This window comes from Luteimonas sp. A482, from assembly GCF_054072655.1.
Map to the genome: position 1 here is coordinate 105,244 of NZ_JBSVRO010000003.1, position 22,006 is coordinate 127,249.

General features: G+C 69.8%; 17 protein-coding genes. 14 read left to right on the forward strand and 3 right to left on the reverse strand.

The window, feature by feature from the left end; all coding sequences use genetic code 11:
* The first annotated feature begins 70 nt into the window (after positions 1 to 70).
* From ACW5DW_RS11245 to ACW5DW_RS11280, 8 genes are all read left to right on the forward strand, one after another.
* Positions 71 to 661 (forward strand): 4'-phosphopantetheinyl transferase family protein, encoded by a 591-nt coding sequence (locus ACW5DW_RS11245; protein ID WP_457018950.1) that lies wholly within the window; start codon positions 71 to 73, stop codon positions 659 to 661.
* A gap of 102 nt (positions 662 to 763) precedes the next feature.
* Complete coding sequence (rsmG, locus tag ACW5DW_RS11250) at positions 764 to 1,405, forward strand: 16S rRNA (guanine(527)-N(7))-methyltransferase RsmG (RefSeq protein WP_457018951.1); 642 nt, start codon at positions 764 to 766, stop codon at positions 1,403 to 1,405.
* A gap of 179 nt (positions 1,406 to 1,584) precedes the next feature.
* Positions 1,585 to 2,409 carry a ParA family protein gene (locus ACW5DW_RS11255; protein ID WP_457018952.1) on the forward strand — a complete coding sequence of 275 codons (825 nt, stop codon included), beginning with the start codon at positions 1,585 to 1,587 and terminating at the stop codon, positions 2,407 to 2,409.
* On the forward strand, positions 2,406 to 3,314 hold the full coding sequence (locus tag ACW5DW_RS11260) for a ParB/RepB/Spo0J family partition protein (RefSeq protein ID WP_457018953.1): 909 nt from the start codon (positions 2,406 to 2,408) through the stop codon (positions 3,312 to 3,314). Before ACW5DW_RS11255 ends, ACW5DW_RS11260 begins: the two co-directional genes overlap by 4 nt.
* A 264-nt stretch (positions 3,315 to 3,578) precedes the next feature.
* Positions 3,579 to 6,287: a bifunctional acetate--CoA ligase family protein/GNAT family N-acetyltransferase gene (locus ACW5DW_RS11265; protein ID WP_457018954.1), complete on the forward strand. Its 2,709-nt coding sequence runs from the start codon at positions 3,579 to 3,581 to the stop codon at positions 6,285 to 6,287.
* A 258-nt stretch (positions 6,288 to 6,545) separates the two neighbouring features.
* Positions 6,546 to 6,782, forward strand: a complete 237-nt coding sequence (rpmB, locus tag ACW5DW_RS11270; RefSeq protein WP_149103333.1) for a 50S ribosomal protein L28 — start codon at positions 6,546 to 6,548, stop codon at positions 6,780 to 6,782.
* A gap of 10 nt (positions 6,783 to 6,792) precedes the next feature.
* Positions 6,793 to 6,957: a 50S ribosomal protein L33 gene (gene rpmG, locus ACW5DW_RS11275; RefSeq protein WP_027070918.1), complete on the forward strand. Its 165-nt coding sequence runs from the start codon at positions 6,793 to 6,795 to the stop codon at positions 6,955 to 6,957.
* 358 nt (positions 6,958 to 7,315) lie between these two features.
* Positions 7,316 to 10,780, forward strand: a complete 3,465-nt coding sequence (locus ACW5DW_RS11280) for a PAS-domain containing protein (RefSeq protein ID WP_457018955.1) — start codon at positions 7,316 to 7,318, stop codon at positions 10,778 to 10,780.
* Between the two features lie 116 nt (positions 10,781 to 10,896).
* On the opposite strand, the gene ACW5DW_RS11285 is transcribed toward ACW5DW_RS11280, so the two are convergent.
* Together ACW5DW_RS11285 and acs are read right to left on the reverse strand one after the other, a co-directional pair.
* Positions 10,897 to 11,565 carry a response regulator gene (locus ACW5DW_RS11285; RefSeq protein WP_457018956.1) on the reverse strand — a complete coding sequence of 223 codons (669 nt, stop codon included), beginning with the start codon at positions 11,563 to 11,565 and terminating at the stop codon, positions 10,897 to 10,899.
* 87 nt (positions 11,566 to 11,652) lie between these two features.
* Complete coding sequence (gene acs, locus ACW5DW_RS11290) at positions 11,653 to 13,596, reverse strand: acetate--CoA ligase (RefSeq protein WP_457018957.1); 1,944 nt, start codon at positions 13,594 to 13,596, stop codon at positions 11,653 to 11,655.
* 108 nt (positions 13,597 to 13,704) lie between these two features.
* Between acs and ACW5DW_RS11295 the strand changes: the two genes are divergently transcribed.
* The 6 genes from ACW5DW_RS11295 (at position 13,705) to ACW5DW_RS11320 (ending at position 20,365) form a co-directional block, all read left to right on the forward strand.
* Positions 13,705 to 15,522: a putative nucleotidyltransferase substrate binding domain-containing protein gene (locus ACW5DW_RS11295; RefSeq protein WP_457018958.1), complete on the forward strand. Its 1,818-nt coding sequence runs from the start codon at positions 13,705 to 13,707 to the stop codon at positions 15,520 to 15,522.
* A gap of 6 nt (positions 15,523 to 15,528) precedes the next feature.
* Complete coding sequence (locus tag ACW5DW_RS11300; protein WP_457018959.1) at positions 15,529 to 16,152, forward strand: exonuclease domain-containing protein; 624 nt, start codon at positions 15,529 to 15,531, stop codon at positions 16,150 to 16,152.
* 117 nt (positions 16,153 to 16,269) lie between these two features.
* Positions 16,270 to 17,637, forward strand: coding sequence for a DcaP family trimeric outer membrane transporter (locus ACW5DW_RS11305; RefSeq protein ID WP_457018960.1), 1,368 nt, complete (start codon positions 16,270 to 16,272; stop codon positions 17,635 to 17,637).
* Between the two features lie 28 nt (positions 17,638 to 17,665).
* Complete coding sequence (locus ACW5DW_RS11310; RefSeq protein ID WP_457018961.1) at positions 17,666 to 17,923, forward strand: DUF4212 domain-containing protein; 258 nt, start codon at positions 17,666 to 17,668, stop codon at positions 17,921 to 17,923.
* 10 nt (positions 17,924 to 17,933) lie between these two features.
* Positions 17,934 to 19,709 carry a sodium:solute symporter family protein gene (locus tag ACW5DW_RS11315; RefSeq protein ID WP_457018962.1) on the forward strand — a complete coding sequence of 592 codons (1,776 nt, stop codon included), beginning with the start codon at positions 17,934 to 17,936 and terminating at the stop codon, positions 19,707 to 19,709.
* A 137-nt stretch (positions 19,710 to 19,846) separates the two neighbouring features.
* Complete coding sequence (locus ACW5DW_RS11320) at positions 19,847 to 20,365, forward strand: hypothetical protein (RefSeq protein WP_457018963.1); 519 nt, start codon at positions 19,847 to 19,849, stop codon at positions 20,363 to 20,365.
* 16 nt (positions 20,366 to 20,381) lie between these two features.
* On the opposite strand, the gene ACW5DW_RS11325 is transcribed toward ACW5DW_RS11320, so the two are convergent.
* Positions 20,382 to 21,638: a putative Na+/H+ antiporter gene (locus ACW5DW_RS11325; RefSeq protein WP_457018964.1), complete on the reverse strand. Its 1,257-nt coding sequence runs from the start codon at positions 21,636 to 21,638 to the stop codon at positions 20,382 to 20,384.
* Positions 21,639 to 22,006: the final 368 nt, after the last annotated feature.

A 22,006-nucleotide genomic window follows, 5' to 3' on the forward strand; every position in this document is an offset into this window, starting at 1 on the left:
CCGTTCACGCCGCCACGCCGCCTAGCTTACGCTGGCGCGTCGTTTCGACGAAGAACCCGCGCCTTTCCGCATGTCCAGCATCGAACACAGCCTCGCCATCGGCCCGGTCCGCTGCGCCTGGTTCCCCTATCGCCGCGGCACGCCGGCCGAGCCGCAGGCGCGGCGCTGGCTGGCGCAGGCGCTTGCGACGCCCGAAGCCACGCTGGGCCTGCACCGCGACGCGCACGGCCGGCCGCAGCTGGCGCCGTCGGCGCTCGACCATGACGCCAACTGGAGCCACAGCGGCGAGCGCCTGCTGGTGGCGCTGGCCCAGGGCGCGCGCGTGGGCGCCGACATCGAATGGCTGCGACCGCGCCCGAACGCGATGACCCTGGCGCGGCGTTTCTTCACCGCCGGCGAGGCCGACGCGCTGGCCGCCCTGCCGCACGACCAGGCCGAGCGCTGGTTCGTGCGCCTGTGGTGCGCCAAGGAGGCGGTGCTCAAGGCCCATGGCCGCGGCATCGCCTTCGGTCTGGAGCGGCTGGAGTTCAGCCGCGACGGCGAGGGCTGGCGGTTGAGCGCCTGCGATCCGGCCCTGGGCGCGCCGGACGACTGGCGCCTGCACGCGTTCAGCCCCGTCCCCGACTACCTGGCCACCCTGGCCTGGCGCCCACAATTGTAGGAGCGGCTTCAGCCGCGAAAGCCTTGGCTGTGGATCCGGAATCGGGAATCGGGAATCGGGAGGCAAGGGCATCGCGACTGAAGCCGCTCCTACAATGGCGGCATGACCGATCCCAACGCCCCGGCGCTGCGCGCCGAACTCGAAGCCGGGCTCGCCACGCTCGGCCTGGACCAGGCGCTGGCCGCGCCGCTGCTCGACTACCTGACCCTGCTGCAGCGCTGGAACGCGACCTACAACCTCACCGCGATCCGCGAGCCGCGGCAGATGGTCACCCTGCACCTGCTCGATTCGCTGGCGATGCACCAGCACGTGGCCGGCATCGACACCCTGGCCGACCTCGGCACGGGGCCCGGCCTGCCCGGCATCCCGCTGGCGCTCGCGTTTCCGGCCCTGCAGGTGACCCTGGTCGAGTCCAGCGGCAAGAAGGCGCGCTTCCTGCGCGAAGCGGTGCGGACGCTGCGACTGGGCAATGCGCGGGTGGCCGAGAGCCGCGCCGAGGCGCTGGACGAAGCCGGCGGGTATGCCGCGATCACTGCGCGCGCGCTGGCCACGCTGGCCGACATCCTCGCCGTGGGCGGCCACCTGCTGGCCCCCGGCGGCCGCCTGCTGGCGATGAAGGGCGTACGCCCGGACGCGGAGATCGCCGCCCTGCCCGCCGGCTGGCGGGCGCAGGCGGTCCATCCGCTGCAGGTGCCGGGGCTGGCGGCCGAACGCCACCTGGTGGTGGTCGAACGGCAGGACTGAGGCCGGCGGCTGCCCGTGGCGCCTGTCGGAACGGAAAAGCGCGCGGTACGTCCGGGAACGGCGCCCGCGGCGGCGGGTTTGGCATCGACGCGCCGCATTGGGCCGCGGCGCGGCATAATCCCCCGTCCGGGCCGCGCCCTGCGGCCAACTCCCCGCCGCAACCAAAGGCACCCGGACCCATGGCCCGCATCATCGCCATCGCCAACCAGAAGGGCGGCGTCGGCAAGACCACCACCGCGGTCAACCTGGCGGCCGCACTCGCGGCCACGCCCAGGCGGGTGCTGCTGATCGACCTCGACGCCCAGGGCAACGCGACCATGGGCAGCGGCATCGACAAGCGCGACCTGCACGCGTCCACCTGCGACGTGCTGCTCGAGGAGTTGCACGCCGAGGATGCGATCGTCGAGACCGCCGAAGGCTACGACCTGCTGCCGGGCAACAGCGACCTGACCGCGGCCGAGATCGAGCTGATGGACGAGGACGGCCGCGAGCAGCGCCTCAAGCGCGCGCTCGAACCGCTGCGCCCGCGCTACGACTACATCATCGTCGACTGCCCGCCGGCGCTGTCGCTGCTCACCCTCAACGCGCTGACCGCGGCCGACTCGGTGCTGGTGCCGATGCAGTGCGAGTACTACGCGCTGGAAGGATTGAGCGCGCTGCTGGAGACGATCGACGCGCTCAAGGCGCGGCTCAACCCGCAGCTCGAGATCGAAGGCGTGCTGCGCACCATGTTCGACGTGCGCAACAACCTGGCCAACGCGGTGTCGGCCGAACTGGTCCAGCATTTCGGCGACAAGGTGTTCCGCACCATCGTGCCGCGCAACGTGCGCCTGGCCGAAGCGCCGAGCCACGGCCAGAGCATCATCGGCTACGACCGCAGCTCGCGCGGCGGTATCGCCTACCTTGGCCTGGCCGGCGAGGTGGAGCGTCGCCGGCGCGAACGCGAGCAGGCCGCCCGCCAGACCCCGCAGAAGGAACCGGATGTGACGGAGACCCCGGCATGAGCACCGCCAAGCCAGCGCCCGCCAAGAAACGCGGCCTCGGCCGGGGCCTGGAAGCCCTGCTCGGCCCCAAGGGCGCGGCCGAGGCGCCGAAGCTCGAGGCCACCGAGAACGACACGCTGCGCACGCTGCCGGTCGACGCGCTGCGTGCCGGCAAGTACCAGCCACGCCGACAGTGGGATGCGGGCAAGCTCACCGAGCTGGCCGAGTCGATCAAGGCCCAGGGCGTGATCCAGCCGATCGTGGTGCGCGCCCTGCCCGATCGCACCTACGAGATCATCGCCGGCGAACGCCGCTGGCGCGCCGCCAAGGAAGCGGGCCTGGCCGAGATCCCGGCGGTGGTGCGCGAGGTCGACGACCGCACCGTCATCGCGATGGCGCTGATCGAGAACATCCAGCGCGAGGACCTCAACCCGCTGGAAGAGGCGCAGGCGCTGCAGCGGCTGATCGACGAGTTCGACCTCACCCACGCCGCCGCCGCCGGCGCCGTCGGCCGCTCGCGCGCGGCGGTGTCCAACCTGCTGCGCCTGCTGGAACTGCCCGCAGCGATCCGCGTCCTGGTGGAGGCGCGGCGGCTGGAGATGGGCCATGCGCGCGCGCTGCTGACGCTGGCGCCGGAGCTGGCGGTGAAGCTGGCCAACGAGGCCGCCGAACACGGCTGGTCGGTGCGCGAGGTGGAGCACCGCGCGGCGCAGTTCGCCGCCGGCAAGCTGCCCGGTTCGTCGAAGAAGAAGTCCACCGGCAAGGCCGCTGCCCCCGACATCTCCACCCTGGAGAACGAACTGTCCGAGGCGCTCGGCGCCAAGGTCAGCATCCACAACGGCCGCGCCAACAAGGGCAAGCTGGTGATCCACTACGCCAACCTGGACGCGCTGGACGGCGTGCTGGAGCGGCTGCGCAGCCGGTAGTGCGTGGGCGCGCATGCGACCCCGTTCGCCGCGGCCAGGCGGATGCGCGAGGCCGGCTTGTCATTTCGACCGAAGTGAGAAATCCGGCGGCGGGGACAGCAGATTTCTCCCTCCGGTCGAAATGACAGGTGCTTGTCGCGATCTCCTTTTGGGAGGACACCGCCCGACCGACGTGCGCCGGGATGGCGTGCGAGAGGTCCAGCGCTTCGGCTGTCCCGACGCGCCGTCATGCCCGGGCAATGGGCTGGGCGATACTGTCGATCCATGAGTACCTGGCGCCTGGATTCGGTGTTTGCCCCGGCCTCGGTCGCGGTCGTCGGCGGAAGTCCGCGCGATCGCTCGGCCGGGCGCGCGGTGGTGCGCAACCTCGCCGCATCCGGCTATGCGGGCAGGATCGGCTGGGTCACGCCGCGCCACCGCGAGATCGACGGCATCGCCACCGTGCGCCGCCTGCGCGACCTGGGCTGGGTGCCCGACCTGGCCATCATCACCGCGCCGCCCGCGGTGGTGCCGGAGCTGGTCGAGGAGGCCGCAGCGCTCGGCGTCGGCGCGGCCGTGCTGCTCACCGCCGAACTCGGCCCCGGCCGCGAGGCCTTCCACGCGCGCATCGATCGCGCCGCGCGCCCGCGCGGCATGCGCATCCTCGGGCCGCACTGCCTGGGCATCGTCTCCACCCACGCCGGACTCAACGCCAGCATCGCCGCCAGCACGCCGCAGCCGGGCGAACTGGCGCTGGTGTCCGAGTCCAGCGCGATCGCTGCGGCGCTGATCGAATGGGGCACGGCGCGCTCGGTGGGTTTTTCGAAAGTGGTGTCGCTGGGCGACGCGCTGGACGTGGACTTCGCCGACCTGCTCGACTACCTCGCCACCGATCCGCACACGCGCTCGATCCTGCTCTACGTCGAGCACGTTGGCGATGCCCGCAAGTTCATGTCGGCCGCGCGCGCGGCGGCACGCGCCAAGCCGGTCGTGGTGGTGAAGTCGGCGCGGCCGCAGCCGCCGCAGAGCATTGCCGAGATCGGGATGCGCGCGCTGGCGCCGTCGGCGGCGGTGCACGCGGCCGCGTTCCGCCGTGCCGGCCTGCTCCAGGTCGACGCGCTCGACGACCTGTTCGCCGCCGCCGAGACGCTCGGCACGCTGCGCACCTTCCCCGGCCGGCGCCTCGCGATCCTGGGCAACGGCGGCGGCGTGGGCGTGCTGGCCGCGCAGCAGCTGCAGCAGATGGGCGGCACCCTGGCGACGCTGGCCGACGATACGGTGCAGACCCTGGAGGGTCTGCTGCCGGGCGGCTGGTCGGGGGAGAACCCGGTCGACATCGTGGTCGACGCCGACGGCGCGCGCTATGCAGCCGCGGTCGAAGCGCTGCTGGCTGACCCCGGCAACGACGCGCTGCTGGTGGTGAACGTGCCGACCGCGTTTTCCGCGCCCACCGAATCGGCGCAGGCACTGGCTGGCGTGCTGGCGCAGCGCCGTGGCGCGGCCGCGCGCAAGCCGGTGTTCGCGGTATGGCTGTCCAACGATCCGGCCGCGCGCGCGGTATTGCACGCCGCGCACGTGCCCAGCTACGCCACCGAAACCGAGGCCGTGCACGGCTTCATGCACCTGGTGCACTACCGCGAGGCGCAGCAGGCGCTGATGGAAACCCCGCCCAGCCTGCCGGCCGGTTTCACCGTCGATGCGACGACCGCACGCGCACTGGTGCAGGCCGCGGTGGCTCGCGGGGAGGTCCAACTCGATCCCCAGGCGACCGCGCACATCCTCGCCGCCTACGGCCTGTCATACGAGGCGCCGCTGGCCGCCTCCGATCCCGAAGGCGCGGTCGAGGCCGCCATGCCGCTGCTCGCAGCCGGCCGCGCGGTCGCGGTGAAGATCGATTCGCCCGACATCCCCCACAAGACCGTGGTCGATGGCGTGCGCCTGAACCGGGGCAGCGCCCAGTCCGTGCGCGACGCCGCCGCCGACGTGCTGCGGCTGGCGCGCGAACGCCGGCCCGATGCGCGCATCCGCGGCGTCACCGTGCAGGCGATGGTCGATCGGCCGCAGGCGCGCGAACTCATCGCCGCGATCGCGGACGACCCGGTGTTCGGCCCGGTGATCGTGTTCGGCCGCGGCGGCACCGCGGTGCGCGTGGTCGACGACCTGGCGCTGGCGCTGCCGCCGCTGGACCTGCGCCTGGCCCACGAGCTGATCGGGCGCACCCGCGTGGCGCGACGGCTCAAGGCGCACCGCAACCAGCCCGCCGCCGACGAGCGCGCGGTCGCGCTGGCGCTGGTGAAGCTGGCGCAGCTGGCCGCCGACGTGCCGGAGATCCGGCAGATGAGCCTGAACCCGCTGCTGGCCGATGCCGACGGCGCGGTCGCAGTCGATGCGCGGATCCTGGTCGGCCCGGTGCAGGCGCTGCACCGGGGCCGCGGCCATCCGCGCTTCGCGATCTTCCCCTACCCCAGCGAGTGGGAGCGCACGATCACCCTGGACAGCGGCCAGCCCGCCTTCGTGCGCCCGGTGCGGCCCGAGGACGATGAGCTGTTCCGCGAGTTCTTCACCCACGTCACCGACGAGGACCTGCGGCTGCGCTTCTTCCAGTCGGTGAAGCATTTCAGCCACGAGTTCATCGCCCGGCTCACCCAGATGGACTACGCGCGTTCGATCGCGCTGCTGGCGCTGGACCAGTCCGGCGCGATGCTGGGCGCGGTGCGCCTGCACGCCGACGCCAACTACCGGGCCGGCGAGTACGGGATCCTGGTGCGCTCCGACCTCAAGGGCCAGGGCCTGGGCCGCCAGCTGATGACGATCATGATCGAGGTCGCCGGCTGGCTGGGGCTGGAGGAGGTCGAAGGCCAGGTGCTGCGGCAGAACCGCGGCATGCTGGCGATGTGCACGCAGCTGGGCTTCGCCATGCAGTCCGATCCGGACGATCCGGGGCTGGTCGTCGTGCGCCTGCCGGTCGCGGCCGGCGCCGCGCCGGGCCCCTGAGCCAGCCAGTCCAGCCCGGTCCGCGAGCGGGCGCCACGCACGCCTTGTCCACAGCCCCGGCAGCGGGCATAATGCCCGGCTCGCTGCGCCCGGACCCTTCGTGTTCCGGGCCCGGAGCGGCCGGACACGCGACCTTCCGCCCGCCTCCGCACCAGCGAGCCTGACCCGCAACGCGTGGCAGGCATGGCCTTGCGCCGTGCCCGCCGGGGCCGCCGCCTTCCTGGCCAAGGGGGGCACCATGACAATCCGAGGTGTGCAATGTCCCGAGTCTGCCAAGTCACTGGCAAGCGTACGACGACCGGCAACAACGTGTCGCACGCGATGAACAAAACCCGCCGCCGCTTCATGCCCAACCTGCACGAACGCCGGTTCTGGGTCGCCAGCGAAAACCGCTGGGTGAAGTTGCGCGTTTCCGCGGCTGCCTTGCGCACCATCGACAAGAACGGCATCGACGCCGTGCTCGCCGACCTGCGCAAGCGCGGCGAGAAGGTCTAAGGAGTAGAACATGGCAAGCAAGCGCGACAAGATCCGTCTGATTTCGTCGGCCAACACCGGCCACTTCTACACCACGGACAAGAACAAGAAGAACACCCCCGGCAAGATGGAGATCAAGAAGTACGATCCCGTCGTCCGCAAGCACGTGATCTACAAGGAAGGCAAGATCAAGTGACGCAGTTGTCCGCGCCTCCGGCGCGGCAACAATTGCGTCATCCCCGCGAAAGCGGGGGTCCACGGAAACCCGCCGCAAGGCGGGTTTCTGCTTTCCAGACCCGGAGAGGCCCGCCGCAAGGCGGGCTTTTTCGTTGCCGGCGCAGTACATCGTCGGGATTTCGCGCGGGGACCGCAGCGGCATGCCTTGGGCTCCTTCCCCCGCTTGCGGGGGAAGGTCGGGATGGGGGCCGGGTCCGCCGTGACGTGCTCCGGGCTCCCCCACCCCAACCCTCCCCCGCAGGCGGGGAAGGGAGCGGGAGCGGTGCCCCAACCAGCCCGCGCTACACTCCCCGCGCGCATCAATCGGGGGAGGGTGGATGCTGCCAGGCTGGGTTCTGCTGCTGGTATCGGTCGGCTACGCGGCACTGCTGTTCGCGGTGGCGTGGATCGGTGACCGCTATCCGCTGTATCCGCAGCGCCCCTGGCTGCGCCCGCTGGTCTACAGCCTGGCGCTGGCGGTGTACTGCTCGTCCTGGACCTTCTACGGCGCGGTCGGCACCGCGGTGCGCTCGGGCATCGGCTACGTGCCGATCTACCTGGGCCCGCTGCTGCTGCTGCTGTTCGGCTGGCGCATCCTCGAGCGCATGGCCAAGGTGGCACAGAGCCAGAACACGGTCTCGATCGCCGACTTCATCGCCTCGCGCTTCGGCCGCTCGCAGCCGCTGGCCGCGCTGGTGGCGACCATCGCGCTGATCGCCGCGGTGCCCTACCTGGCACTGCAGTACAAGGCGGTGGCGATCAGCGTCGTCGTGCTGGCCGGACAGGACCCCAACGGCCCGGCGCTGGGCGACCCTGGGCTGTACGTGGCGGCGCTGATGGCGCTGTTCGCGATCCTGTTCGGCACCCGCCAGGTCGATGCCACCGAACACCGGCCGGGCATGATGCTCGCGGTCGCGCTCGAATCGCTGGTCAAGCTGGTGGCGCTGGTCGCGGTCGGCCTCTTCGCGACCAACTGGCTGGGCGCGCGCGACATCAACTACGTGGCCGCCACCCGCGCCCTGATCGACGTGGCCCCGCCGGTCGGCTTCGCCGCGCAAAGCCTGCTCGCGTTTGCCGCGATCTTCTGCCTGCCGCGGCAGTTCCACGTGGCCATCGTCGAATGTGGCAACGTGGCCGACATCCGTCTCGCGCGCTGGATGTTCGGCGCCTACCTAGTGATCGTCACGCTGATGGTGGTGCCGATCGCCAGCGCCGGCATGGTGCTGTTCGGCAACGCCGGCGACGTCGCACCGGACAGCTTCGTGCTCGCCCTGCCACTGGCGGAAAAGCGCGACACGCTGGCGCTGCTGGCTTACGTGGGCGGCTTCTCGGCCGCCACCGGCATGGTGATCGTGGCCAGCGTGGCGCTGGCGACCATGGTCAGCAACGACCTGGTGATGCCGCTGCTGCTGCGCCGCGGCTGGGCCGAACGCCACGGCGGCGACGTCGCCGCGACCGTGCTGTGGATCCGCCGCATCGCCATCATCTGCATCGCCGGCATGGCATGGGGCTACTACCGGGCGAGCGGCAGCGACGCGTCGCTGGCCTCGTTCGGGCTGATGTCCTTCGCCGCGGTTGCCCAGTTCGCGCCGGCATTGATCGGTGGGCTGTACTGGCACGGCGCCAGCCGCCGCGGCGCCGAGGTCGGGCTGCTGCTCGGATTCGCGGTGTGGCTGTACACGCTGCTGCTGCCGACGCTCACCGATGCCGGCTGGTTCGATCCGACCTGGGTGCGCGACGGGCCGTTCGGCATCCACTGGCTGCGGCCGCGCCAGCTGTTCGGGCTGTGGGGCTGGGACCCGCTGACCCACGGCACCTTCTGGTCGTTGCTGTGCAACATCGGCGCGCTGCTGCTGGTGTCGGCGCGCTGGCGCCCCAACCTCGACGAGCGCCTGCGCGCCGCGCCCTTCCTCGACCCCTATGCCGAACGCAGTGCGCTGTCGGGCGGCGAATGGAAGGGCAACGTCACCCTCGGCGACCTGCTGGTGCTGGCCAGCCGCATCGTCGGCGAGCGCACCGCGCAGCGCGCGTTCGAGCAGCACGCGCACGAACTGGCGCAGGAACTGCAGCCGCAGTCACGCGCCGACCGCAACTGGGTGCAGTTCACCGAACGCCTGCTGGCGGCGGCCGTGGGCGCGGCCTCGGCGCGGCTGGTGGTGACCAGCGTGCTCAAGGGCTCGGGCATGGAGGTCGGCGAGGTCGTGGCCGTGCTCGACGAAGCCGGGCAGGAGCTGCGCTTCAACCGGGAGATCCTGTCCAACACCCTGGAAAACATCGACCAGGGCGTGAGCGTGGTCGACAGCAACATGTGCCTGGTGGCCTGGAACCGCCGCTACCAGCAGCTGTTCGGCTATCCCGACGGCATGCTCTACATCGGCCGCCCGGTCGCCGACCTGATCCGCTACAACGCCGAGCGCGGCGAACTCGGCGCGCTCGGCCCGCCCGAGATCGAGGCCGAGGTGGACAAGCGCATCGGCTACATGCGCGCCGGCTCGGCGCACGTGAGCGAGCGCGTGCGCGGCAGCGGCCAGGTGCTGGAGCTGCGCGGTCAGCCGTTGCCCGGCGGCGGCTATGCCACCAGCTACAGCGACGTCACCGACTACAAGCGCGTGGAGCGCGAGCTGCGCGAGATCAACGAGCACCTCGAGCAGCGCGTGGCCGAACGCACCCGCGAAGCGGAGATCGCACAGGAATCGCGTTCGCGCTTCCTCACCGCAGTCAGCCACGACGTGCTGCAGCCACTCAATGCCGCGCGCCTGTTCACCTCGGCGCTGCGCGAGAGCACGCGGCCACAGGAGCAGGCGCACCTGGCCGAGCGCGTGGATACCGCGCTGCGGGCGGCCGAAGACCTGCTCGACGGCCTGCTCGACGTCTCGCGCCTGGACGCCGGCAAGCTCAAGCCCGAGATCGTCGATTTCGACGCAGGCGCGCTGCTGCGCGAGCTGGCCGCCCAGTACGCGCCGATGGCGGCGGCGCGCTCGATCAGCATGCGCGTGCATGCGCCGCTGCAGTCGGTGCGCAGCGACCGCAGGCTGCTGCGCCGGGTGCTGCAGAACTTCATCGCCAATGCGCTGCGCTACACCCCGCGCGGCCGGGTGGTGCTGGCGGTGCGCCCGCGTGGCGACCAGGTCGCGCTGCAGATCTGGGATTCGGGTCCCGGCATTCCCGAGCACCACATGCGCCAGATCTACGACGAGTTCCACCGCTACGAGCAGCCGTTCGACTGGGACGGGCGCGGCCTGGGCCTGGGCCTGTCGATCTGCCAGCGCATTTCGCGCCTGCTCGGGCACGCGCTGGACGCGCGCTCGGTGGTCGGGCGCGGCAGCATGTTCTCGATCGTGGTGCCGCGCGGCGCGGCGCTGGCGGAGCGTCCCATCGGCGCGGCCCGCGTCGAGATCGGCCAGTCCCTGGACGGGCTGAGCGTGCTGTGCGTGGACAACGACCGCGACATCCTGGCCGGCATGGAGGCGCTGCTCTCGCGCTGGCAGGTCGCCACCGTGCTGGCGACCACCGTCGACGAGGCGCTTGAGAAGGTCGTGCAGTCACCGCCGGACGTGCTGCTGGTGGACTACCACCTGCACGACCGGCTCGACGGACTGGACACGCTGGACGCATTGCGCGTGACCGCCGGCCGCCAGATCCCCGGCGCGCTGCTCACCGCCGACGGCAGCGATGCGCTCAAGCAGGCCGCGCGCCTGCGCGGCTACCGGGTGCTGACCAAGCCGGTGAAGCCGGCCTCGCTGCGTGCTTTCCTGACCGCCATGCGCCGCGTTGAGACGCACGCGGATTCCGGCCCGCTGTAGGAGCGGCTTCAGCCGCGATTGATCCATCCGATTCCTCGCAGGCCTGACCGGAATCGCGGCTGAAGCCGCTCCTACATGGGACAAGGCCGCTCGATGAATCCCCAGCCGCGTCCGGCTTACTCGCCCTCGTCGTCCAGCGGCACCAGCGGCTCGGGATCGACCGAAAGCCGTCCCGCCATCAGCACCGCCTGGGTCCGGTTGGACGCACCCAGCTTGCGCAGGATCGCGCTCATGTGCGCCTTGATCGTGGCCTCCGATACGCCCAGCTCGTAGCCGATCTGCTTGTTGAGCCTGCCCGAGCCGAGCATCTGCAGTACGCGGAACTGCTGCGGCGTGAGCTCGCGGATGCGTGCGGCGACATCGCGTTCGTCCGGCGCCGTTTCAGGCGCCGAGCCGGCGATCTCGGGGACCCAGCGATCGCCGTCCAGCACCTGCCGCAGCGCCGCGCCCAGCGCCTCGGCGTTGGACGACTTGGGGATGAAGCCCATCGCGCCGTGGTCGAGCGCGCGACGGATCACCGCCGGCTCCTCGCGCGCCGACACCATCACCACCGGCAGCTGCGGGTGCAGGCCGCGCAGGTGCACCAGCGCGCTGAAGCCCTGCGCGCCGGGCATGTTGAGGTCGAGCAGGAGCAGGTCGGCGTCGGGATGGGCGTCGGCCATGGCGTACAGCCCCTGGGCATTCTCGGCCTCATGCAGATCGACGTCGGGAATGCTGCGGCCCACCACGCCACGCAGCGCTTCGCGGAACAGCGGATGGTCGTCGGCGACAAGGATCGTGGTCATGCGGCGAAGCCCCGCCTCCTGCAGGACAGATCACGGCGCCGGCGAAGCACCGGCGCGGATACGACAGATGCAGCCACGGGCAACGGGTCAGGCGCCGTGGCGGTTCTTCACCAGCGAATCGACCACCGACGGATCGGCCAGCGTGCTGGTGTCGCCCAGCTGGTCCGGCGCGTTCTCGGCGATCTTGCGCAGGATGCGGCGCATGATCTTGCCCGAGCGCGTCTTCGGCAGCGCCGGCGCCCACTGCAGGAAGTCAGGCGAGGCGATCGGTCCGATCTCCTTGCGCACGTGCGCGACCAGTTCCTTGAGCAACTCGTCGCTTTCGACCTCGCCCGCCACCAGGGTCACGTAGGCGTAGATGCCCTGGCCCTTGATGTCGTGCGGGAAACCCACGACCGCGGCCTCGGCGACCTTCGGGTGCAGCACCAACGCGCTCTCGACTTCGGCGGTACCGATGCGGTGGCCGCTGACGTTGATCACGTCGTCGACGCGGCCGGTGATCCAGTAGTAGCCGTCGGCGTCGCGGCGGCAGCCGTCGCCGGTGAAGTAGGTGCCCGGGTACGCGGCGAAATAGGTGTCGAAGAAGCGCTCATGGTCACCGTAGACGGTGCGCATCATGCCCGGCCAGGCGTCGAGGATGACCAGGTTGCCCTCGGCCTCACCCTCGAGGAAGTTGCCGGCCGGGTCCACGATCGCGGGCTGCACGCCATAGAACGGCCGCGTGGCCGAGCCCGGCTTGGTCGGCCAGGCGCCGGGCAGCGGCGAGATCAGGATGCCGCCGTTCTCGGTCTGCCACCAGGTGTCGACGATCGGGCAGCGGCCGTCGCCGACCACGTCGTGGTACCAGCGCCAGGCTTCGGGGTTGATCGGCTCGCCGACGCTGCCGAGCAGGCGCAGCGACTTGCGCGAGGTGCGCTTCACCGGCTCGTCGCCCTCGCGCATCAGTGCGCGGATCGCGGTGGGCGCGGTGTAGAAGATGGTGACCTGGTGCTTGTCCACCACCTGCCAGAAGCGCGAGGCGTCCGGATAGCTCGGCACGCCCTCGAAAATCAGCGAGGTGGCGCCGTTGGCCAGCGGGCCGTAGACGATGTAGCTGTGGCCGGTGACCCAGCCGACGTCGGCGGTGCACCAGTAGACGTCGTCGTCCTTGAGGTCGAACACGCATTCGTGGGTGAAGGATGCGAACAGCAGGTAGCCGCCGGTGGTGTGCAGCACGCCCTTGGGCTTGCCGGTGGAACCGGAGGTGTAGAGGATGAACAGCGGGTCTTCCGCGTTCATGCGCTCGGGCTCGCAGGTGTCGGGCTGGCTGTCGACCACGGCGTCGTACCAGCGGTCGCGCGGCATCTGCATGTCGACCGCGCCGCCGGTGTGGCGCACCACCAGCACGGTTTCGACGGTGGTGGTGCCGGGCAGCTTGAGCGCGGCGTCGACGTTGGCCTTCAGCGGCACCTTCTTGGTGCCGCGCAGGCCTTCGTCGGCGGTGATGATCAGCTTGGCCTTGCAGTCGCCGACGCGGTCGGCGATGGAATTGGCGGAGAAGCCGCCGAACACCACGTTGTGCACCGCGCCGATGCGGGCGCAGGCCAGCATCGCCACCGCGGCCTCGACGATCATCGGCAGGTAGATGGTGACGCGGTCGCCCTTGCCGATGCCGAGGCTGCGCAGCGCGTTGGCCAGCCGGCAGACGCGGGCATGCAGGTCGCGGTAGCTGACGCGCAGTGCCTCGCCGTCGGGGCTGTCGGGTTCGAAGATGAGCGCGGTCTTGTCGCCGCGGGCGGCAAGGTGGCGGTCGAGACAGTTGACGCTGACGTTGAGCTCGCCGTCGGCGAACCATTGGATCCGGAAATCCTTGCGGTCGAAGCTGACGTCGCGGATGCGGGTGGGCGGCGTCATCCACTCCAGGCGCTGCGCGATGCGGCCCCAGAACGCATCCGGATCGCGGATGGACTCGGCGTAGTCGCGCTCGTAGTCGGCCGGCTTGACGTTGGCCTGTGCGGCGAAGGCCTCGGGAACGGGATAGATATCGGACATGGCGGATCATCCTCTGGAACGTGGCCGCTGCAGTTTGCCGCATTGCAGCGCGACGCGTTTTAGACCTTCGTCTATTCCGCGCCCGGCGCGGGCGACGCACAATGCGCCATGGACCCCGTTCCCGGCCTGGACCTGAGCCTGCCGCCCTTCGACCTGCTCGATGACGCGAGTCGCCGGCGCCTGGAGGCCAGCGTCGACATCGGTTTCCACCCCGGCGGCACCACCCTGATCGAGGCGGGCAAACCCTCGGCCCACGTCTTCATCATCCTCAAGGGCCTGGTCCACGCCTTCCAGGTGGACGACCGCGGCCGCGAGGAGCGCTTCGCCGACTACGGGCCGGGCGACGTCATCGGCGCATGGGCGGTCATGGCCGGACGCGCGCGCCTGAGCTACCGCAGCGAAGGCGACTGCCTCAGCCATCTGGTCCCGGCCGACACCTTCCGCCAGCTGCTGGCCGACAACCCGGGCGTCGCGGCGTATTTCAACGAGGGACTGGCCACCAAGGGCCGGCTCTCCAACGGCAGTGAACGACGCGAAGCCGCCGAACTGATGGTGATCCGGGTCGGGGAAGCCGACCTCGCTCCCCCGGAGCGCGTCGACGCGACGACCACCATCGCCGAGGCCAGCGCGCGCCTGCGCGAGCGGCGCGTCGACTGCCTGCTGGTCTACGACCGTGCGCACGACACCCCCGGCATCGTCACCCGCACCGACCTGCTGGAAGCGCTGACGCAGCTGCGCCTGCCGCTGGACACGCCGATCGGTCCGCTGGCCAGCCGCCCGCTGGCCACGATCGGCACCGGCGAAGTGCTGTTCCAGGCGCTGATCGACATGACCGAGCGCCAGATCGAGCGCGTGGTGGTCACCGAAGGCAGCCGGATCGCCGGCACGCTCGGCATGGCCGAAGTGCTGGCGCACTTCGCCAGCCACTCGCACCTGATCAGCCTGGGCCTGGCCCGCGCCCGCGATATCGACGCCATCGCCAGGGCTGCCTCCGGCATGACGCACCTCGTGCGCAGCCTGAACGTCAACGGCACCCGCATCCCCTACATGATGGAGCTGGTGAGCGCGCTCAACAGCCGCATCATGGGCCGCATCTTCGAGCTGGTGATCCCGGTCGAGCTGCGCGACCGCATCTGCCTGCTGGTCATGGGCAGCGAAGGGCGCCGCGAGCAGCTGCTCAAGACCGACCAGGACAATGCGCTGGTGCTGGCCGACGACCTGGACTGGCCGGGGCTTGCGGAGGCGATGGACCGTTTCAGCGCAGCGCTGGCGAAGGTCGGCTATCCGCCCTGCCCCGGCCGGGTGATGGTCGACAATCCGCACTGGCGCATGCGCGCGGCCGAGTGGCGCCAGCGCATCGGGCAGTGGAAGCACGTGCATGGCGGCCATGGCGCGCTGGACCTGTCGATCGCGCTCGATGCGCGCCCCATCGCCGGCAACGCGGCGCTGTTCGGGCCGGTCAAGGATGCGCTGATGGCGCTGGGCGGGGACGACATCCTGCTCCATCACCTGGCCGCGGCCACGCTCGAGTTCGATACGCCGCTGACCTTCTTCGGCCGGGTCAGGAGCGGCGGCAGCGGCACCGACATCAAGAAGGGCGGCATCTTCCCGGTGGTGCACGGCCTGCGCTGCCTCGCGCTGCGCCATGGCATCGCCGCCACCGCCAGCCGCGAGCGTTGCGCCGCGCTGGTCGAATGCGGCGAACTGTCGCCCGCGCTGGGCCGCGACCTGCCGCAGGCGCTCAACGTGTTCCAGCACATGCGCCTGGACGCACAGTTCGCCGCACTGGCCGACGGCCGCGAACCCGGCAACCACATCGATCCCGCGCGCCTGCGCCGGCTCGATCGCGAACTGATGCGCGACGCGCTGCACGTGGTCAAGGATTTCCGCGCCCGCGTCCGCCAAAGCTTCCACCTGCGGGACTGAAGGCCCATGTTCCGGCGCTGGTGGCTGCGGCGAACGGCCGGTGGCGGCGAATGGGCAGGCCTGCTGCGGCCCGCGCCGCCCGGCGAATGGGTCAGCCTGGACATGGAAACCACGGGCCTGGACCCGAAGCAGGACCACATCCTCAGCCTTGCCGCGGTCCCCGTACGCGACGGGCGGGTGCTCACCTCCCAGCGCTTCGAGCGCCGGATCCGCGCCGACCGCGCCTTCGGCATCGAGTCGATCCGCCATCACCGCATCACCCCCGACGAAGCGGCCGAAGGCGTCGCGGTCACCGGCGCGGTGCGCGATTTCCTGCACTGGCTGGAGGGGCGCACCCTGCTCGGCTATCACCTCGGCTTCGACCTGGCGATGCTGTCGCCGCACGTGCGCGCGCTCACCGGCTTCGCGCTGCCCAATCCGCGCGTGGACCTGGCCGATGCCTTCGCCGCGCGCGCCCGCCGCGCCCAGCCCAACGCGCCGCCCAACCTCGACTTCCAGCACATCGCCGACAGCCTCGGGGTGCCGGTGCTCGGCCGTCACAGCGCACTCGGCGACGCGGCCACCGTCGGCCTGTGCTGGCTGGCATTGCAGGCCGCGCGCAGCCCCGCCTCGGGCGAGCGCGATCGCTAGCACGGCGCGTGCCGGTTGCCGGCCTATTCGACCAAAGGCGAATAGGCGGGCGCGCCCCCCGCGGTCAGGCTCCGGGACACCGCGCGCTGCGCGGACGTCCTGTGGGAGGGAGCGATGATGACGAAACGACGCTATTCACGGCGGTTGCTGGCAACCGCGGTCCTGGTGGCGCTTGCAGCCCCCGGCATGGCCTTCGCCCAGAGCGCGAAGGAAGTGGAGCTCGAGGCCCGCGTGGCCCAGCTCGAGGCACAGATCCAGACCCTGCTGCAGGGCCAGCAACAGCAGCAGGACAGCATCACCCGGACCCAGGCACAGCTCGACCAGGTCCAGGTCGCGCAGCCGGCGGTCAAGCCGGTCCAGTCCAAACCGATCCTGGCCAACCCGGATGCGGTGTTCACCTACGGCGGCTTCATCAAGTTCGACGCCATGGTCACCGACACCAGCGACGGCGCGATCGCCGAGGGCTCCGCGGGACGCATGTTCTACGTGCCCAGCACGATCCCGGTGACCGCCAACGGCGCCGAGCCCGAAACCGATCCCTACACCGACATGCACGCCGCGTTCTCGCGGTTCTGGTTCGCGGCCGACCACACCACCGAAGGCGGCGACAAGTTCCGTGGCTACATCGAGGCCGACATGTACGGCGGCGGCAGCGCCAACCTCGGCAACGAGGTGAACACCAACACCCACGGCGTTACCCTGCGCCAGGCCTTCGTGACCTGGAACAGCTGGCTGGCCGGCCAGACCTGGTCCAACTTCCAGGACGTGGCGGCGCTGCCCGAGGCCGTGGACTTCGTCGGCGTCACCGAAGGCACCACCTTCGTGCGCCAGGCGCAGGTCCGCTACACCAGTGGCCCGTTCTCGGTGGCACTGGAGAACCCGCACACCACGGTCAGCAGCATCACCAATGCCGCGCGCAACAACGCCGGTGGCAGCGACAGCCTGCCCGACGTGACCGCGCGTTACGTGATGAAAGGCGACTGGGGCCACTTCAGCGCCGCCGGCCTGCTGCGCCAGCTCAAGTCAGGGGACGAGAGCGACACCGGCGCGGCGGTCAGCCTGTCGGGCCGCTTCAACATCGGCGCCAGCGACGACATCCGCTGGATGGCCAACTACGGCAGCGGCATCGGGCGCTACCTTGGCTTCGGCCTGGGGGCCGACTCGGTGGTCGACGCCAACGGCAACCTGCACGCGCAGGATGGTGCCGGCGGCTTCGTTGCATGGCGCCATGCCTTCAACGGCAAGCTGCGCAGCAACCTGATGTATTCAGTGGCCGAGTTCGACAACGATCGCAGCCTGGTGGGCTGGGGGCCGGCCAGCTTCGCCGCCACCGAGCGCGCCCAGTCCTTCCACGCCAACCTGATCTATTCACCGTTCCCCAAGCTCGACATCGGCGCGGAGATCGGCTGGGGCCAGCGTGAGCTCGAGGACGACCGCAAGGGCGACCTCTCGCGCGTCCAGACCACCGTCAAGTACACCTTCTGATCGACCTGCCTGAGGAGCAAAGACAGCCATGTCCGAGAAATCACCACAAAACTACTGGAAGGCCAATCTCCGGATCATCTTCATCTGCATGGGGATCTGGGCGCTGGTGTCGTACGGGTTCGGCATCATCCTGCGCCCGCTGCTCGCGGGCATCCGCGTCGGCGGCACCGACCTGGGCTTCTGGTTCGCGCAGCAGGGTTCGATCCTGACCTTCATCGCGCTCATCGTTTTCTACACCTGGTACATGAACCGGCTCGATCGCGAGTACGACGTGGACGAGCAATAAGGGGCCGACCATGGATCAATTCACTCTCAACCTCATCTTCGTCGGCGGCTCGTTCCTGCTCTACATCGCGATCGCGATCTGGGCGCGTGCCGCTTCCACCTCCGAGTTCTACGCCGCGGGCCGCAGTGTCCATCCGGTGATGAACGGCATGGCGATCGCCGCGGACTGGATGTCGGCAGCCTCGTTCATTTCGATGGCAGGCCTGATCGCCTTCGTCGGTTACGGCAACTCCGCCTACCTGATGGGCTGGACCGGCGGCTACGTGCTGCTGGCGATGCTGCTGGCGCCCTACCTGCGCAAGTTCGGCCGCTTCACCGTGCCCGAATTCATCGGCGACCGGTACTACAGCCGGACCGCGCGCCTGGTGGCGGTGGCGGCGCTGCTGATGATCTCGATCACCTACGTGATCGGGCAGATGACCGGCGCCGGCGTGGCGTTCTCGCGCTTCCTGGAGGTCGACACCAACACCGGCCTGCTGATCGCCTCGGCGGTGGTGTTCGTGTATGCGGTGCTGGGCGGCATGAAGGGCATCACCTACACCCAGGTGGCGCAGTACATCGTGCTCATCATCGCCTACACCATCCCGGCGGTGTTCATCTCGCTGCAGCTGACCGACAACCCGATCCCGCAGCTGGGCCTGTTCTCCACCCATGTCGACAGTGGCATGCCGCTGCTGGCCAGGCTTGACCAGATCCTCGTGGACCTGGGCTTCAACGACTACACCGGCCTGCATGATTCCACGCTCAACATGACGCTGTTCACGCTGTCGCTGATGGTCGGCACCGCGGGCCTGCCACACGTGATCGTCCGCTTCTTCACCGTGCCCAAGGTGTCCGACGCCCGCAAGTCGGCGGGCTGGGCACTGGTGTTCATCGCCCTGCTCTACACCGTGGCCCCGGCGGTGGGCGCAATGGCACGCCTGAACATCCTGACCACGATCTACCCCCAGGGCACCCAGGCCCCGTCGCTCACCTATGAGGCGCGCCCGGACTGGATGCACAACTGGGAGCAGACCGGCCTGCTGGCGTTCGAGGACAAGAACGGCGACGGCATGATCCAGTCCTACAACGAGGCCAGCACCGAGTTCGCCGCGGTCGCGGCCGAGCGCGGCTGGCAGGGCAACGAGATGGTCACCTTCAACCAGGACATCCTGGTGCTGGCGAACCCGGAAATCGCGGGCCTGCCCGGCTGGGTGATCGCCCTGATCGCGGCCGGTGGCCTGGCGGCGGCGTTGTCGACGGCGGCGGGCCTGCTGCTGGCGATCTCCTCGGCGGTGAGCCATGACCTGATCAAGCGCACGTTCAAGCCCGACATCAGCGAAAAGGGGGAACTGCTGGCAGCACGCGTGTCGATGGCGGCGGCAATCGTGGTGGCCACATGGCTGGGCATGAATCCACCAGGATTCGCGGCCCAGACCGTGGCCTTCGCCTTCGGGCTGGCGGCAAGCTCGCTGTTCCCGGCGATCATGATGGGCATCTTCTCCACGAAGATGAACTCGGCCGGCGCGGTGGTGGGCATGCTGGTGGGCCTGATCTCCACCAGCGTGTACCTGTTCACGTACAAGGGCTGGTTCTTCATCCCGGGCACGAACATGCTGGCCGATACTCCGGAGAACTGGCTGTTCGGCATCTCGCCGCTCGGCTTCGGCGCGATCGGCGCGCTGCTCAACTTCATCGCCGCCTACATCACGATGAAGATGACCAAGCCGGTGCCGGAGCACATCCAGCACCTGGTCGAGGACATCCGCGTCCCGCGCGGCGCGGGCGCGGCCACCGCGCACCACTGATCCACCTGCTGTCGTGACACGGCGGCCCGCTCCCGGCGACGGGGGCGGGCCGCACTGCTTTCCGGGCCACGAAACCGGGCGTTCCGGGGTCCGACTACAATCCGCTTCCACCTGTCACCACCGCATCGGGAGCATCCATGCTGCTGGAGTTCATCGCCATCATCGCCGCCGGTTTCGGCCTGGCCGGCATCGCGCTCTCGGTCAACATCGCGCTGCGCAGGCGCCTTCCGCAATGGGTCGTGCCGGCCGCGGCTGGCGCCGGGATGCTGCTGATGGCGATCTGGCTGGAGTACTCGTGGTTCGAGCGCACCGCCGGGACCTTCCCGGACGGCGTGGAAATCGCCTCCACCAACCAGGTGCGCTCCTGGTACCGACCCTGGACCTACGTGGTGCCGCTGACCAACCGCCTGATCGCCGTCGACCGCCGCTTCGACCGGCGCCATTCCGACATTCCGGGCCAGGTGCTGACGCGGGTCATCCTCGCCGGCCGCTGGGAGCCCACGCGGCAGTTCGGCGTGGTCTACGACTGCAATGCGCACCGCCGCGCCGACCTGCTAGACCAGGTCGAGCTGCAGGACAGCGGGCAACTGAAGAACGCGAACTGGGTGCAGCTGTCCCCGGACGATGCGGTGCTGCGCACGGCCTGCCAACGCTGACCGCTGGCAACAGCCGCTACAGCCAGCGCAGCGCCACGATCGCCACCAGGGTGGGGGGCAGGGCCGCGAGCAGCAGGCCCAGCGGATGCACCGACTCGTCGTTGAAGTGGCGCCGCACGATGGACATGCCGGCGGGGTTGGGCGCGTTGGCGATCACCGTCAGGCCACCGCCGGCCACCGCACCGGCCACCAGCATGTACTTGAACTCGTCGCTCAGGCCCTCGACCAGCGATCCGAGATAGGTCAGCGCAGCGTTGTCGGTAATTGCGGTCAGCGCGGCTGCGCCGAAGAACACCGCATCGCTGCTCATGCTCATCAGCAGCGGCTCCAGCCACCACTGCTGCTTGCCGCCCAGCACCACCAGGCCGGCGAGGAAGAAGGCGACCAGCAGGCCCTCGCGCAGGATCAGGCGGTCCTGGTACTGGCGGTAGGCGGTGGCGACGCCGAGGAACAGCAGGAAGATGCCCATGAACACCGCCGGATGGTGCGCGAACACCACCAGCCCGAGCAGGAACAGCAGGTGCACGATCACCAGCGGGATCGACATCGGCGCCGTGGTGCCCTGCTCCGACGAGGGCAGTTTTCCGAGCTCCTTGCGGAACACGAACACCACCAGGGCAGCATTGACCACTACCGCGATCATCGCCTTCCAGCCGAAGTTCGACATCATGAAGACGAAGTCCCAGTTCCACTTGGCCGCGACCATCAACACCGGCGGCGCCGCAAACGGCGTCAGCACGCCACCGATCGAGACATTGACGAACAAGGTGCCGAGCAGCGCGTACTTGACCTTGTTGGACACGTTCACCGCATAGACGCGGCGGGCCAGCATCATCGCCGCCAGCGTCATCGCGGCGGGCTCGGTGATGAACGAGCCCAGCAGCGGCACCAGTGCCAGCACGCTGAAGCAGAATTCCAGGCCATTGCGCCAGGGCAGGAGCCTGGCGAGCCCGTCCACGAGATGCGTCGCCGCCCACAGGATGGGCCGGGTACCGGCGATCACCATGATCGCGAACACGAACATGGGCTCGGTGTAGTTGCGCGAGTCCACGTAGGCGGTGGCATCGCCCACGCCGTCGACGAGTGCGATTGCCATCACCAGCAGCATCGCCCAGAAGCCGAACACCACTTCCACTTCGCCCAGCAGGTGCCAGCTACCGGCGTGCGCCGGTTGCCGGTTCGCCAGGCGCAGGAAGTACTTGGTGCTGAAGGTGTGCACGATCGCGAGGGCGAACAGTACGGAGGCGACGATTTCGATCGTTGCCGGATTCATGGACGAACTCCCCTGCATCCCCGCAGGCGATCGATGTTAGCAGCCCGGGGCACCACGAGTGGCCGCCCCTACCAAAGACGAATATGCAGCGCCGGCAGAGACGCGCAGCCTCGCCGGGCCGGTGTGCACACGTGTTCCTTTGGGGGGAGTACAGATGACAAGACACAGGACACTGCAGCCGCTGGCGCCCGGGGTGGCGCTTGGTCAGACGGCGAAGGAAGTCGAGATCCCAGCCTCGCCGGCCTGCTGCGCCAGCCCAAGTCAAGAGCCTTGCAGGCTGGGGCCGGGCTAGCTACGCGGCCGTCGAACGCGTCCGGTCTTTCCACGCCAACTTGATCTATTCACCGCTCCCGAAGCTCGATATCGGG

What these genes read in the sequence shown, in the direction of transcription:
- rsmG (WP_457018951.1), top strand. Translation starts at nt 764, where the DNA reads ATGACCGATCCCAACGCCCCGGCGCTGCGCGCCGAACTCGAAGCCGGG.
- ACW5DW_RS11260 (WP_457018953.1), top strand. Translation starts at nt 2,406, where the DNA reads ATGAGCACCGCCAAGCCAGCGCCCGCCAAGAAACGCGGCCTCGGCCGG.
- ACW5DW_RS11315 (WP_457018962.1), top strand. Translation starts at nt 17,934, where the DNA reads ATGGATCAATTCACTCTCAACCTCATCTTCGTCGGCGGCTCGTTCCTG.
- ACW5DW_RS11325 (WP_457018964.1), bottom strand. Translation starts at nt 21,638, where the DNA reads ATGAATCCGGCAACGATCGAAATCGTCGCCTCCGTACTGTTCGCCCTC.
- ACW5DW_RS11310 (WP_457018961.1), top strand. Translation starts at nt 17,666, where the DNA reads ATGTCCGAGAAATCACCACAAAACTACTGGAAGGCCAATCTCCGGATC.
- acs (WP_457018957.1), bottom strand. Translation starts at nt 13,596, where the DNA reads ATGTCCGATATCTATCCCGTTCCCGAGGCCTTCGCCGCACAGGCCAAC.
- ACW5DW_RS11280 (WP_457018955.1), top strand. Translation starts at nt 7,316, where the DNA reads ATGCTGCCAGGCTGGGTTCTGCTGCTGGTATCGGTCGGCTACGCGGCA.
- rpmB (WP_149103333.1), top strand. Translation starts at nt 6,546, where the DNA reads ATGTCCCGAGTCTGCCAAGTCACTGGCAAGCGTACGACGACCGGCAAC.
- ACW5DW_RS11300 (WP_457018959.1), top strand. Translation starts at nt 15,529, where the DNA reads ATGTTCCGGCGCTGGTGGCTGCGGCGAACGGCCGGTGGCGGCGAATGG.
- ACW5DW_RS11295 (WP_457018958.1), top strand. Translation starts at nt 13,705, where the DNA reads ATGGACCCCGTTCCCGGCCTGGACCTGAGCCTGCCGCCCTTCGACCTG.
- ACW5DW_RS11305 (WP_457018960.1), top strand. Translation starts at nt 16,270, where the DNA reads ATGACGAAACGACGCTATTCACGGCGGTTGCTGGCAACCGCGGTCCTG.
- ACW5DW_RS11285 (WP_457018956.1), bottom strand. Translation starts at nt 11,565, where the DNA reads ATGACCACGATCCTTGTCGCCGACGACCATCCGCTGTTCCGCGAAGCG.
- ACW5DW_RS11320 (WP_457018963.1), top strand. Translation starts at nt 19,847, where the DNA reads ATGCTGCTGGAGTTCATCGCCATCATCGCCGCCGGTTTCGGCCTGGCC.
- ACW5DW_RS11265 (WP_457018954.1), top strand. Translation starts at nt 3,579, where the DNA reads ATGAGTACCTGGCGCCTGGATTCGGTGTTTGCCCCGGCCTCGGTCGCG.
- rpmG (WP_027070918.1), top strand. Translation starts at nt 6,793, where the DNA reads ATGGCAAGCAAGCGCGACAAGATCCGTCTGATTTCGTCGGCCAACACC.
- ACW5DW_RS11245 (WP_457018950.1), top strand. Translation starts at nt 71, where the DNA reads ATGTCCAGCATCGAACACAGCCTCGCCATCGGCCCGGTCCGCTGCGCC.
- ACW5DW_RS11255 (WP_457018952.1), top strand. Translation starts at nt 1,585, where the DNA reads ATGGCCCGCATCATCGCCATCGCCAACCAGAAGGGCGGCGTCGGCAAG.